We start from the raw sequence: 14227 nt of genomic DNA on the forward strand, positions 1-14227 counted from the left end.
CGCAGCGCGTGGGAACGAGAAAAAATTGGTTCTAATGCAGTACAGTAAAACCCCTAATACCATTTGTTGCTTCTAACCAGACAGCTGCTCAGATGATTGCAGACTGGCTCTTTGAAAAATGCCCGTTATCGCCAAGCGCGTCCTGATCGATCTCGCCACTCAGAGCCTGGAGCTCCGGGAGGGGGGGCGGGTGCTCGGGCGGTATCAGGTCTCTACCGCCCGCAATGGCCCCGGCGAGCAGCGGGACAGCGGTTGCACGCCCCGCGGGCTGCACCGGGTGCGTATCCGCATCGGGGCCAACTGTCCGGAGGGAACGGTGTTTGTGGGGCGACGGGCAACGGGCGAGATCTATGGCTCGGAGCTAGCAGGGCAATATCCCGGACGGGATTGGGTCCTGACCCGCATCCTCTGGCTCACCGGGTTGGAGTCCGGGCGCAATCGCGGCGGGTGCGTGGATACTTTGCGTCGCTACATCTATATCCATGGTTGCCCGGACACGGAACCCATGGGAGTGCCTTGCTCCCATGGTTGCATTCGCGTGCGCAATCGGGATCTGACCGAGCTCTTTGATCTGGTCCCGGTAGGGACCCTGGTGGAGATCCGCTAGTACACCTGCGTACAAATTGGGTAGTGCTCAATATATAGTGATCGTGCAATTATCCCATCGAAGAAGAGAGAGGTTCAGCAAGAAGTTCACCACTACCCATTAATAAGCACTACCCAAAGTTGACAGCCTTGCGTGCAAACCCTACATTGCCCTGTTAGCACTCGTATAAATCGAGTGCTAACCTGCTCGCTGTGGTCGAGCTTCGATTTCCCGCGAGAGGGTCTTGATGACGAGTACTGCCAGCGGTGACAGCCAGGTTAGCGAGCGCGCCCAGCATTTTCTCAAGGTCCTGATTGAACGCTATATCCGGGATGGTCAGCCTGTGGGCTCCCGGACCCTGTCGAAGGAAACGGGCCTGGAGCTGAGCCCGGCGACGGTGCGCAATGTGATGGCGGATCTGGAGGAGATGGGGCTGGTGTCCTCGCCCCATATCTCCTCCGGGCGGGTACCTACGGACTTGGGTTACCGGCTCTTTATCGATTCCCTGCTTACCGTCAAGCGATTGGCCGAACAGGAAGTGGCCGCGATGCGTCGCCAGCTGAACGACCTCGGCGATGCCTCCACGCTGATCGAGCGCGCCTCCCAGCTGCTTTCCGGCGTAACCCGTCTCGCCGGGGTGGTCATGATGCCGCGCCACGAGCACGGTGCCTTCCGCCAGATCGAATTTTTGTCCTTGTCCGGGGGTCGGGTGCTGGCGATTCTGGTGACCAGCGAAGGCGAAGTCCACAACCGGGTTGTCAATACGGATCGCAGCTATTTACCGGCAGAGCTCGAGCAGGCGGCAAACTGTTTGAACGCCATGTTCACCGGCCAGGATCTGCATGCGGTGCGCAGGCGCCTGGTGGCAGACATGAAGACCACCCGCGAGCATATGGACCGGGTCATGTTGCAGGCGGTAGAGATGGCACAAGGGGTGGTGGAGGCCGCCGAGGGCACCGACGATTGCTTTATCGCCGGGCAGACCAACCTGATGGAATTCAACGAGCTGGCGAGCGTGGAACGGCTCAAACAGCTCTTCGACGCCTTTACGGAGAAGAGTCAGATCCTGCATCTGCTCGATCGCTGCATCGCGGCCGAGGGGGTGCAGATCTTCGTCGGCGAGGAGTCCGGCTATCAGTTGCTGGACGACTGTAGCCTGGTTACGGCGCCATATGGTAGCGACGATCAGGTGATCGGCGTGCTGGGGGTGATCGGGCCGACGCGAATGAATTATCCGCGGGTCATCCCCCTGGTGGACATGACCGCGCGTCTGTTGACGGCGGCCCTGAAGCAACAATAGGGTACTCGGAGGTTCAGATGGTAGGGGAACGAGAGACAGACAAGCCGGAACAGGAGCCGGAAGGGCAGGACGAATCGGCGCAGGACACGGCAGAGACGACAGAGACGACAGAGGTGACGGAGGGCGTAGTGGCAGCGGGAGCCGAAGAGACAGCGATAGCGGCGGATGACGCCGACCCGGCCGGGGATGCTACGCCGGAGCGTCTGACCGCCCTGCTGGAGGACGCACGGGCCAAGGCGGACGAAAATTGGGACCAAGTGTTGCGGGTCCGCGCCGAGATGGAAAACCTGAAACGGCGTCAGGCCAACGAGCTGGAGAAGGCGCACAAGTTCGCCCTCGACGGCTTCGTGCGCGAGCTGCTGCAGGTACGCGACAGCTTGGAGCTCGGCCACAACGCGGCCTTGGACGAGCGCGCGGACCTTGCCAAGCTCCGCGAGGGCACGAAGCTGACCCTCAAGCTGCTCGCGGACGTGATGGGCAAATTTGGCGTCGAGCAGATCGACCCGAAGGACGAGCCCTTCGACCCCGCGTATCACCAGGCCATGACCATACAGCCCACGCAAGATGCGGCCCCTAGCACAGTGGTCACGGTGATCCAGAAAGGCTATCTGCTCAATGGCCGGCTGGTGCGACCGGCCATGGTGATTGTCGCGGCGGCCCCGGCATCGGAACAGGCTTGAAAACCACAGGGTTTTACCCCAACTGAGTCGGCAGAGAAGGCGCGTCGAGCGACGAGAACTCAACTTGGAGATAAGAGCATCATGGGCAAAATCATCGGCATTGACCTAGGTACGACCAACTCCTGCGTCGCCGTCATGGAGGGGGATAAGGTCAAAGTCATCGAGAACGCGGAAGGCGACCGCACTACCCCTTCCATCGTTGCCTTCAGCAACGACGATGAGGTCCTGGTCGGCCAATCCGCAAAGCGGCAAGCGGTTACCAATCCGCAGAATACCCTGTTCGCGATCAAGCGACTGATCGGCCGGCGGTTCGATGACCAGGTGGTGGGGAAGGACAAGGATATGGTCCCCTATCAAATCGTCAGGGCGGACAACGGCGACGCCTGGGTCGAGGCCAATGGCAAGAAGATGGCCCCGCCGGAGATCTCCGCCAAGGTCCTCCAGAAGATGAAGAAGACCGCTGAGGACTATCTGGGGGGTGAGGTCAAGGAGGCCGTCATCACCGTGCCCGCCTACTTCAATGACTCCCAGCGGCAAGCGACCAAGGATGCCGGCCGGATTGCGGGCCTGGATGTCAAGCGCATCATCAACGAGCCTACCGCCGCCTCCCTGGCCTACGGTATGGATAAGCAGCGGGGCGATCAAAAGCTCGCGGTCTATGATCTGGGCGGGGGTACCTTCGATATCTCCATCATCGAGATCGCCGAGATCGAAGGCGAGCACCAGTTCGAGGTGCTCTCGACCAACGGGGATACCTTCCTCGGGGGCGAGGACTTCGACCTGCGCATCATCGACTTCCTGGTGGCCGAATTCAAACGCGATCAAACCGTTGACCTGCGCAATGATCCCTTGGCCCTGCAGCGTCTCAAGGAGGCCGCCGAGAAGGCCAAGATCGAGCTCAGCTCCAGCCACCAGACCGACATCAACCTGCCCTACATCACGGCCGATGCAGCCGGACCCAAGCACTTGAACGTCAAGCTCACCCGGGCCAAGTTCGAATCGCTGGTGGAGGATTTGGTGGGGCGCACCATCGAGCCCTGCCGAATCGCCCTCAAGGATGCCGACGTAACCGCGGGTGACATCGACGAGGTGATCCTGGTGGGCGGCCAGACCCGGATGCCCAAGGTCCAGGAGCAAGTGGAGGCCTTTTTCGGCAAGGCGCCGCGCAAGGACGTCAACCCCGACGAGGCGGTGGCCATCGGCGCTGCCATTCAAGGCGGCGTGCTCGGCGGCGAGGTCAAAGACGTTCTGCTGCTCGACGTGACCCCATTGAATTTGGGGATTGAGACCCTGGGCGGGGTGATGACCAAGCTCATCGAGAAGAACACCACCATCCCCACCTCGGCCCAACAGATCTTCTCCACCGCCGACGATAATCAGACCGCGGTGACGGTGCACGTGCTGCAGGGACAACGCGAGCGGGCAGCCGACAACAAGTCGTTGGGTCGATTCGACCTGACCGATATCCCCCCCGCCCCCCGCGGGGTACCCCAGATCGAGGTCAAATTCGACATCGATGCCAACGGCATCCTCAATGTCTCGGCCAAGGACAAGGCCACGGGCAAGAAGCAGTCCATCGTCATCAAGGCCTCATCCGGCCTCGCTGACGACGAGATCGAGCGGATGATCAAGGACGCCGAGGCCCACGCGGAAGACGACCGCAGATTCCATGAACTGGTGGCGGCCCGCAACCAGGCGGATACCATGATCCACGCCACCCGCAAGTCCATGGAGCAGCTCGGGGACAAGCTGGAGTCCGACGAGAAGGCCTCCATCGAGTCCGCCATCAAAGACCTGGAAGAGACCATGAAGGGCGAGGACAAGGACGCCATCGACAGCAAAATCAAGACCCTGGGCGAGGCCTCCGCCAAGATGGCCGAGCGTCTCTATGCCCAGCAGCAGGGCGGGGCGCCCGGCGGCGCGGCGGGACCTGATATGGGTCCCAAGGCCGGTGGGGACGAGACCGGCGGTAATCAGGACGACGTGGTGGATGCCGAGTTCGAAGAGGTCAAAGACGACAAGAAATAGTATCAGTCGCTAGTGATCAGTGGACAGGAGCGCATGGGTGCCTTACCCATGCACCGTTTTTGCTTGGATGCTCCATTGATCCTGAGGTTTGAGATCTGCCCGCCGTCCACTGCCCACTGCCCACTTTGGAGCCATGTCCAAACGCGATTACTACGAGGTGCTCGGTGTCAGCCGCAACGCCAGCGACTCCGACCTGAAGAAGGCCTACCGGCGCCTCGCCATGAAGTACCACCCGGACCGTAATCCCGGAGCGGAAGCGGAACGTAGGTTCAAGGAGGCCAAGGAGGCCTATGAGGTCCTGAACGACCCCAAGAAGCGCTCGGCCTACGATCAATTCGGCCATGCCGGGGTGGAGACGAGCGGCGGATTCGGTGGGGCAGGGGATTTCGGTGGCGGCAGCTTCTCCGATATTTTCGGTGACGTGTTCGGGGACATCTTCGGCAGTGGGGGCCGGAGTAGGGGCCAGCGCGTGCATCGGGGCGCCGATTTACGCTACGATCTCTCCCTGACCCTGGAAGAGGCGGTAGCGGGAAAGGAAATCAAGATCCGCGTCCCCACCTTGGCGGAGTGCCAGTTCTGTGGGGGCAGCGGTGCCAAACCGGGGACCTCCGCCAAGACCTGTCTGACCTGCGGCGGCGGCGGCCAGATACGGATGCAACAGGGCTTCTTCTCGGTACAGCAGACCTGTCCCCAGTGTCGCGGCCAAGGCACTGTCATCGAGGAGCATTGTAGCTACTGCCGGGGTGAGGGCCGGGTCCAGGAGCAGAAGACCCTCTCGGTGAAGGTCCCGGCGGGCGTCGATACCGGTGATCGCATCCGGTTGTCCGGCGAAGGCGAGCCGGGGGAGCAGGGTGGACCGCCCGGGGACCTTTACGTTCAGATTCTGGTCAAAGAGCACCCCATCTTCACGCGCGAGGACAATCACCTGTTCTGCGAGGTACCCATCGGCTTCGTCACCGCGGCCCTCGGCGGTGAGCTGCAAGTGCCGACCCTGAACGGAAAGGTCATGCTCAAGATCCCCGCCGGGACCCAGACCGGAAAGATGTTTCGGATGCGCAGCAAGGGCGTGAAGCCGGTGCGCGGCGGCATTATCGGTGACCTCATCTGCCGCGTGGTCGTCGAGACGCCGGTCAACCTGACCGAGCGCCAAAAGGAGCTGCTACGCGAGCTCGACGAAGCAGTTCAGGCCGGGGGCAGTAAACACAGCCCTCACGCCACCTCCTGGCTCGATGGCGTCAAGAGCTTCTTCGAGAAGATGGGGTTTTGACATGCTTTGAGTTTTGCCCTTTGGGCCAGTAAACTCACCTCGCCTTTTTGGGAATCTTGAAAAATTCAGTTTTTTCAGCCTCTTTGTTAGTTGAATTTAGGCAAGAAACGGCTAATTCCTAATAAGCCTTTATAATAAGCTCCTGCTCTTTCTCCGTATAGGGCTCTCGGGGTTCAAGTACGCCGTAGGCGCCACAGGTTTTACAATGATATTGCAGGTTGCCGCATACATTTATGTTATTTTTGGTCAGCACTTTGCTGTGACATTTGCGGCACGTATGTACTTTCTTTTCAATAATCATCACTCAAAACCCTTTTGTTAAGTGGAGCTTGGCGGGCTTGATCTTTCGCGGGTAAGACCGGTCTGGTCGAACGGCTTCGACGCTCGCCACCATCGCCAACACTAACGCAGTGAGCAGCTGCCGCGAGGAGATATCAGGTTCCGTGTGATTATATACCAATCAAGAGTTATCCTTTGCTGCAAGCAAGAGCGGTGTTAGAGCTGCTCGTCAGGCATGATCACGCGGCTAGCGTTTGCCACGGTAACCTCCACAAATGCCGATATTGTGTTGATGGATGAGGTAATTGGCACTGGTGATGCCGCGTTTATAGACAAGGCCGAAAAACGGCTAAGCGACTTTATGAGCCGTAGCAAGGTTCTCGTGCTTGCATCCCCTAACGAGGCCATGATCCGAAAATTTTGTAACAAGGCGTTCTGTTGAGATATAAAGTTCGAGCTGTATAACGAACGCATCACTGCGGGAACGAACGAATGACTAAGCACACCCCGACCGAAGCCATCATTCTAGCAGGTGGCCTGGGAACGCGTCTCCGCACAGTTGTTAGCGATGTTCCAAAGCCAATGGCACCCGTACGAGGACGTCCATTTCTGGAATACCTGATGGACTACTGGATCGAACAGGGCATTCAACGATTTATATTGTCGGTTGGATACCTCGCAGAGATTATCGAGAGCCATTTTGGCCATTGGTACCATGGATGCAACATAGATTATGTTCCGGAAAAGACGCCACTTGGTACCGGTGGAGGGCTCCGGCAAGTGTTGCTAAAGACCCACTGGCAAAACCCACAGGTCATCCTTGCTAACGGTGATACATGGTACGAGGTCAACCTACCACAACTGGTGACCGATGCCATGTTCGCCAAAAAGCCAGTGACGATTGCCCTTAAGCCAATGCAGAGAAATGATCGCTATGGCGGTGTTGGCGTCGATGGTCATGGTCACATTACCCAATTTGGCCTCAAAGCCAGCACACGCTGTCTGGTCAACGGGGGCTATTACCTGCTTGATACCGAAGCGGTGACCGGCCAGCTTCGGAACTTTCCGGATAAATTTTCACTGGAGCAGGACTTTCTCGCAGCTATGGTCAAAGGAGGAAATGTAGCGGCCAGCATTCAGGATGTCACCTTTCTTGATATTGGTATTCCCGAAGACTACGCATTAGTCCCGCGAATATTGAAAAAGAAAAGGACATGAGTTACGCCCAGACCCTATCGCGGAACATTGCAGACTCCATTTTTCACGTCAGTTGGCTGGAAAAATTCAGCGGAACGACGCTTTTCTGGGAATCACCACTTCCAGAAAATCGAGCAACATCCTTAAAGCGTTGGACCAGTGCCGCTCATCAGGCGTGAAAAGCATCGTTTTCGCAGGACAAGGCGGAGGTCCGGCAAAAGCAACGGCCGACTACTGTATCGTCGCGCCGGGTACTAGGACCAGCGTAATACAAGAACTCCACATTATCCTCGCACATACCCTGTGTGAATGCGTGGAAGAGGCCCTTTTTCAACATCAAACGAAAAAAGAGTGAAGTAGATGTCCTACAACATTCTTGTTACCGGCGGTGCCGGCTACCTGGGCTCGACCATGGTGCCCGATCTGCTCGCTGCTGGTCATAAGGTCACAGTGCTTGATAACTTCATGTTCAAGCAGACCAGCCTGAACCACTGCGCATATCACCCACATTTTTCAGTAGTTAAAGGGGATATCCGGGTTAAAGAGACCATGGTATCACTCATGAAAGATGCTGATGTCATCATTCCCCTTGCTGCTCTGGTAGGTGCACCACTGTGCAGCCTAGACCCGGTTGGTGCTACGACCGTCAATCACGATGCCATTACACTAATGCTCAAACTCCTCTCCAAGGAGCAAATCGTACTCATGCCCACGACCAATAGCGCCTACGGTACCGGGGATGAGAACAACTACTGCAACGAAGAGTCACCATTGCGACCCCTCTCTCAATACGCCATCGAGAAGGTGGAGATTGAAAAGCAACTAATGGACCACCCCAATGCCATCAGCTTCCGGCTGGCTACCGTTTTTGGCATGTCGCCCCGCATGCGTATCGACCTACTCGTTAATGACTTTACCTATCGTGCAGTTTACGACCGCTTTGTGGTGCTTTTCGAAAGCCATTTCAAGCGTAACTACATCCATGTGCGCGATGTTTCCCGTGTTTTTCGGCATGCGTTGAACAACTACGACACCATGAAAGGCGAAATATACAATGTTGGCCTTTCCAATGCCAATGTCTCCAAAAAAGATCTCTGCGAACAGATTCAGAAGCAGTTGCCGGAGTTCATCTTTGTTGAGGAGAAGATCGGAAAAGATCCGGACCAGCGCAACTACATTGTCTCGAACGATAAGATAGAGGCAACCGGATTCAAGCCCGAGTTCTCGCTCGACCGCGGCATAAGCGAGTTGATCAAGGGATATACCATGATCCGCAACGCGCGCTACGGTAACGTCTGATACCGGTAGATGGCACAGAACTTCGACTTCGTCATTATCGGGGCAGGCATCGTTGGCCTAACCGTGGCGGCAGAGTTGCGCAAGCGACAACCTGCCGCCCGGGTTGCCGTGTTAGAGAAAGAGTCTGATCTAGGCGCACATGCCAGCGGCCGCAACAGCGGTGTTATGCATAGTGGTATCTACTATGGAAGCGATACGCTGAAGGCAAAAGTGTGCGCAACTGGCGGTCGGCGAATGGTAGAGTTCGCTCGGGCAGAAGGTATAGCAGTTAACCCGTCCGGAAAAGTCATCTTGGCTACATCGGAAAAGCAATTGCCGACTATTGAAAGATTGATGCGAAATGCAAGGGAGAATGAAATCCCGGCTGAACGGATCGACCAGCAGCAATTGAAAGCGCTTGAACCCTTTGCAGCTCCGGGAGCAGCAGCGATCTATTGCCCTACTACGGCTGTGATTGACTCCTCAGCGATTCTGTTCAGGCTGAAAGAGAAACTTGAACATCAAGGAGTCAGATTTCTATTCGGTTGTAAAGCAAGAGGACCGTTGCAACGGTCTAAACTGAATACCACACAGGGCGATGTCGGTTATGGCTTTCTATTCAATTGTGCAGGCGCCTATGCGGATACCATTGCCAAACAGTTTGGACTCGCACAGGAATTTGCCCTGGTCCCCTTCAAAGGTATCTATTGGAAGCTGAGTCTGGCTGCCAATCATAAGGTAAGAGCCAATATTTACCCGGTGCCGGATATCGATATGCCATTCCTGGGGGTTCATCTCACAAGAGTCATTAGCGGAGATGTCTACGTAGGACCAACCGCCATCCCCGCCTTTGGCCGTGAAAACTATGGTTGGTTACAGGGTATCAACTTGGCGGAGTCGCTGGACATCGGCTACCAAATTGCCGGAATGTACCTCAATAACGAGGACAACTTCCGCAAACTGGTTCATGCCGAAATGAGTAAATATTGGAAGCGAAACTTCCTAAATGCCGCGCGTAAACTCGTGCCATCGCTCTTAGCGAAGGAGATGGTGCCTACAAAGAAGGCAGGCATCCGACCACAGCTGGTTAATACCAAAACAAGTAGATTGGAGATGGACTACATCTTGACAACTACCGATGACTCGCTCCACGTGCTGAATGCCATATCTCCCGCCTTTACCAGCGCTTTTGCATTTGCAGAGGTGATCGTAGACAAGGCGCAGGTTCATTAGAGATTAGGGCTGGAATGTTTTTCTCGATTCATACACAACGCGCCGATCAGCCAAAACCGGCAATATTTCTGGATAGAGATGGTACCATCAATGTTGAAAAGAACTATCTTTACAGAATTGAGGATTGGGAATGGATCCCTGGTGCTAAAGAGGCAATTAAACGGTTCAAACAAGCGGGTTATCTGGTAGTGGTCGTAAGTAACCAGGTTGGTATTGCCCGATGAAAGTACGGCCCGGAAGATGTTGATCGATTTATTGACGAAAACCATATTTTTCAAGGTGTCCAATAGATGAAAAGATTTATCCTTATCGACCAGTCAATCAAAGATTCAGGCGGGCATCATCTCGAGTATGCGTTGCGCGTTTTAAAAGCAGCCAAGAAAAAAGGATTTAAGACTATCCTAGGAGTGCATAAAGACTGTGAGGATATTAGTAGTGAGCACATCGATGTCGTTGAAAAAGGGTTTACCCACACCTTTTGGGAAAACCTTCAAAGCGAATACACTATCCTTACTTCAGGTATACACAAGTTCATTAAAGGGATAATTGCAACGAAGAATCAACTGCTATGCGGACTGATGGGTAGTTCACTGGGGTCGACGTATTATATGGCATCGGTAGAGGGCTTGTCGCTACTTGATATCCTGGAGCGGTATGGAACAATAACCACTGACAGACGGATATCAGCAGGAAAAATTTTCTTTGGATATACTCTTTTCAAACTCAGCCGGTTCCGTGAAAAATTATCAACGTCGGTTATTTTGGTAATATCACGACGGATTGTACAACTAGTGCTCGTATCTATGGGTGCTGTAGTAGGTGTATTGTGTTCGCTGATACTTCTCCCTTATATCCTAGTACGTCAGCGTGGATCGTTAGTCCGTTCGGATAGTTATGCAAAGCAGTTTGCGATGGATATTCAGCGCCTGCTTGTGCGAGCTAATGCAGAAAGCGGAGACTTGGTATTTATACCAACACTAGGAAATATTGAATTGGTTGGTGTCGCCTTGGCTGTGAGGAAGTTGCAAATGGAATCTCTTTCATGGCACTTCTTGTTCCGCCGAAACATTTTTCATGGACGTGAGCCGAGCTATCAAGATCAGATTAATTCACAATTCAAGACGTTACAAGCTTTTTTGCTATGCAAATCGATGGTTTATAAGGAAAAAGCGATTTTCAATTTTTACACCGATACGAATGCGCTCACCGATCAGTACAAGCGACTCGGAGTATTTAGGTTTACGACCCTTCCCATCCCGCTTGATGGTTCACTAAATCGGCTAAAGCAAAGTGACAAGAAACCAATCAATATCTCATACATCGGTGATGCAAGGGACGAGAAAGGGTACCCACTGTTGGCTCGCATGGTCGATGATTTACGAGCAGCTGGTTTTAGTAGAGAAAGTGTACATTACACGTTCCAGAGCAATTTCAACGTTCCTGATGGTGAGCTAGGTTCACGGATTGCTAAAGCAGAGCTTGCAGCTGAACCAAACGCGCTTGTGGACCTACTTGAAGGGCCTTTTGAGAGTCAGGAGTATACGAACCTGGTTAATCAGGCGGACATTCTCCTGATCCCATACAATGCCAGTAATTACTATGCACGGAGTTCAGGAATATTCGCTGAAGCAATAGTTGCAGGCACACCTTTCGTAGCCACCGATAAATCATGGATGTCTCAGGAACTGTTTGAAGTCAATCAAAGGTATTATCGCGACCTATTGAAAACGCAGCCCAAACTGCAGTCTGTGACGTTGGAAAATCTTCAGGCACATTCTAGGTTTGTAATCCATACCCATCCAAGATCAGATGTTGTTTGGCTTTTGGTTAAGATCAGTCAATTAACCGCACGGCCGGGAGTTTATGCACACATTCGTTGGAAGAGTTCTCCGGAAATAGTTTTGGTGGCAAGTGAAGAGGCGGTCTTCTTTCGGCAGTTTACAGTTGATTTGAGATCCGAAAATTCTTATGCTCTTCTGCGTTTACCAAAAAAAGAAAGGTTTCTTCTGGAATTTGATCTGGATGATGGGCGCGGAAATGTTATGTCCCTATGCGACACCACAGTGTATGGGATTTCGGTACAAGTGCATGAGATGGATATTGACTCGACGGTTCCACTTTTTAAAGGGGGGACGTTCTATTGCATCAATGAAGATTTTTTGGCTGCTGTTGCTGAAGTCGTAACAAGGTACGCGGTTTACTCAAGAGATATCGAAGAAATCACTACACAATGGAAGGGTTTCCATAGCTCTGACGTTCTTGTAAATCGGCTTAGTGAGGGTATCCAATGACGCCCCGTATAATGACAATTGCGGATACTGTTTTCGGCTATGGATCTCCACAGATAGCAAAATTGACAGAATCAATTAGCAAGGAGCTACAAACAGCGAGTCATATTTTACAACCGTTGGTGCCAGAGCGCTCTGTTATAGATATGAACTTATCAAATATGACACTGGAAACAGTAGCCACATCCATGCATCCGTATACGATAGTTGGACGTAGCGAGTATAATGATAAGTGCGCAAGAGTTATTAATGCAATACGTCCTGATATTGTCATTATAACGAACTATCTTTTGTTCGATATTATTGATGACTTCAAATATAGACCGAAAAAATTGATCCATTTGGCCCTTGAAGACCTGGAGCCAATATTGAAAGCGAGAGATGCCTCGTGTAAAATTGAACGACTGAAGCGACAGGCAGAAAAAATCGATATTTGGTTATTTCCGGAATCGAATCGCGCACAGTACGACACAAACTTTCTTGGAATACGATGGGAGAAGGTTTTTGTTTTTTACAATGCGCCTTCTGATAGCTTCGTAGTAAATAAGGATAAAAACGGGCGTTTTATTTATGCGGGTACACTCAATGCCGACCTATCCATTGGCAAATATATATTTGATGAACAAATGGCGCCTTATCCTATAGATGTTTATGGTGATTTACAGGGAACAAATGAATCAATAAATACAATGAAGGGAAAATGGGATCATCTTAAGGGGCTTAGGAGGGAAAATCGAGTCAAATGGCATGGACAGGTACCAAAAATTACACTGGATAAGGTATTGCCGGAATACAGCTTCTCTCTGCTGTTATGGCTGCCGGTAGGACATGCATTTTTGAATGCTGCACCAAATAAGTTTTTCCAATCCGTCGCCACTGGAGTTCCTGTCATTTCAGCGCCGCACCCTCAGACCAAGATGCTTATCGAGCGGTATGGGTGTGGTCTGGTTTTGGATGGATGGGAGAGGCATCAACTTATTAATGGCATCAGAAAGGCAAAAAGAATTTTCGGGTCTTCCGTATATGATGAAATGTTAAAAAATTGTGAGCGTGCTGTGTCTACGGAGCTACGTTGGAGTACTCAATTTGGCAAATTCAACAAACGCTTTCATGTCGAGAATTGGGATTGAAAAATGAAAAATATCGTTGTTACCGGATCAACCGGATTTCTTGGGCAGCATCTAATACCGGTGTTGGAGAGTGTTTATGGTGCTGATAATGTGATTGGCCTCTCTACAAAAGATTTTGACCTGCTGGATCCGGATCAGGTCAAGCGCATGTTCGAGGTACATGAACCGGAAGTTCTGATTCATCTTGTTGCTTACTCGGGTGGAATTGGTGCCAACCGTCTCTATCCAGCGGATTTCTATTACAAGAATTCGTTGTTTGTCACGTTAATGTTCGAAGCAGCGGCGCGACACGGGGTCAGGAAAATGATCTATCCCATGGGCGGCTGTAGCTATCCTGCCACTGCAATATCGCCCATATCGGAAGATCAGATGTGGAATGGATATCCGCAAACCGAAAGCGCTGGCTACTCCGTGGCCAAGAAAATGGGCATCGTCGCCTCGGAAAGTTACCGGCAACAGTATGGTTTGAATTCGGTTGTGCTCATCCCTGGGAATATGTATGGCGAATACGACAACTTCAGCATAAGCGAATCTCATGTGGTCCCGGCTATGGTGCGTCGTTACTACGAAACCAAGCTCTCTGGCGAAAAAGAAATTGTCATGTGGGGAGATGGCGCTCCAGTGCGTGACTTTGTTTATGCCGGTGATGTCGCGAAAATTATCCCTTGGTTTATTGAGAATTACGATAGCAGTGAGCCGGTGAACATTTCGTCAGGGACCAAGACCAGCATCAAAGAACTTGCCGAGACGGTAAAGAAGAAAATGGGGTGGGATGGGGAAATTAAGTGGGATACCAGTAAGCCAAACGGCCAAATGATTAAGATTTTCGATGTGATACGACTCAGAAATTTGGGGCTGGCGTGTGACACCTCATTGGCGGAAGGGCTTGATAAAACCATTCAGTGGCTGGAGAAAAACTACTCTGCACGCACCGATGGTATTCGTTTGTAGAAAGATCAAC

At 52.7% G+C, this 14227-nt stretch carries 13 protein-coding genes; all 13 read left to right on the plus strand.

Features of this window, described 5'->3' with window-relative positions; all coding sequences use genetic code 11:
* Window positions 1-118: 118 nt before the first annotated feature.
* Window positions 119-607 (plus strand): L,D-transpeptidase, encoded by a 489-nt coding sequence (locus E1958_RS14045; protein WP_133512415.1) that lies wholly within the window; start codon window positions 119-121, stop codon window positions 605-607.
* 226 nt (window positions 608-833) lie between these two features.
* Window positions 834-1886, plus strand: a complete 1053-nt coding sequence (gene hrcA / locus E1958_RS14050) for a heat-inducible transcriptional repressor HrcA (protein WP_133512416.1) — start codon at window positions 834-836, stop codon at window positions 1884-1886.
* Window positions 1887-1903: 17 nt separating this feature from the next.
* A complete protein-coding gene (gene grpE, locus E1958_RS14055; protein ID WP_133512417.1) occupies window positions 1904-2566 on the plus strand; it encodes a nucleotide exchange factor GrpE in 663 nt (220 codons plus the stop codon).
* 81 nt (window positions 2567-2647) lie between these two features.
* Window positions 2648-4594 (plus strand): molecular chaperone DnaK, encoded by a 1947-nt coding sequence (gene dnaK, locus E1958_RS14060; RefSeq protein WP_133512418.1) that lies wholly within the window; start codon window positions 2648-2650, stop codon window positions 4592-4594.
* 133 nt (window positions 4595-4727) lie between these two features.
* Window positions 4728-5861, plus strand: a complete 1134-nt coding sequence (gene dnaJ / locus E1958_RS14065; RefSeq protein WP_133512419.1) for a molecular chaperone DnaJ — start codon at window positions 4728-4730, stop codon at window positions 5859-5861.
* Between the two features lie 771 nt (window positions 5862-6632).
* A complete protein-coding gene (locus tag E1958_RS14070; protein ID WP_133512420.1) occupies window positions 6633-7358 on the plus strand; it encodes a sugar phosphate nucleotidyltransferase in 726 nt (241 codons plus the stop codon).
* A 52-nt stretch (window positions 7359-7410) separates the two neighbouring features.
* Window positions 7411-7692: an SIS domain-containing protein gene (locus E1958_RS22070; RefSeq protein ID WP_207787524.1), complete on the plus strand. Its 282-nt coding sequence runs from the start codon at window positions 7411-7413 to the stop codon at window positions 7690-7692.
* Between the two features lie 5 nt (window positions 7693-7697).
* Window positions 7698-8636, plus strand: a complete 939-nt coding sequence (locus E1958_RS14080; RefSeq protein WP_133512421.1) for an NAD-dependent epimerase/dehydratase family protein — start codon at window positions 7698-7700, stop codon at window positions 8634-8636.
* A 9-nt stretch (window positions 8637-8645) separates the two neighbouring features.
* Complete coding sequence (lhgO, locus tag E1958_RS14085; RefSeq protein WP_133512422.1) at window positions 8646-9848, plus strand: L-2-hydroxyglutarate oxidase; 1203 nt, start codon at window positions 8646-8648, stop codon at window positions 9846-9848.
* 14 nt (window positions 9849-9862) lie between these two features.
* Window positions 9863-10072: an HAD-IIIA family hydrolase gene (locus E1958_RS14090; RefSeq protein ID WP_133512423.1), complete on the plus strand. Its 210-nt coding sequence runs from the start codon at window positions 9863-9865 to the stop codon at window positions 10070-10072.
* Between the two features lie 66 nt (window positions 10073-10138).
* The gene (locus E1958_RS14095) at window positions 10139-12139 is read left to right on the plus strand and encodes a glycosyltransferase (RefSeq protein ID WP_133512424.1); all 2001 of its coding nucleotides are present in this window, start codon (window positions 10139-10141) and stop codon (window positions 12137-12139) included.
* Between the two features lie 11 nt (window positions 12140-12150).
* Window positions 12151-13266, plus strand: coding sequence for a glycosyltransferase family protein (locus E1958_RS14100; RefSeq protein WP_133512425.1), 1116 nt, complete (start codon window positions 12151-12153; stop codon window positions 13264-13266).
* 3 nt (window positions 13267-13269) lie between these two features.
* The gene (locus E1958_RS14105; protein WP_133512426.1) at window positions 13270-14217 is read left to right on the plus strand and encodes an NAD-dependent epimerase/dehydratase family protein; all 948 of its coding nucleotides are present in this window, start codon (window positions 13270-13272) and stop codon (window positions 14215-14217) included.
* The last annotated feature ends 10 nt before the right edge of the window (window positions 14218-14227 follow it).

The sequence above is a fragment of the Candidatus Thiosymbion oneisti genome (assembly GCF_004359955.1).
GTDB lineage: Bacteria > Pseudomonadota > Gammaproteobacteria > Chromatiales > Chromatiaceae > Thiosymbion > Thiosymbion oneisti.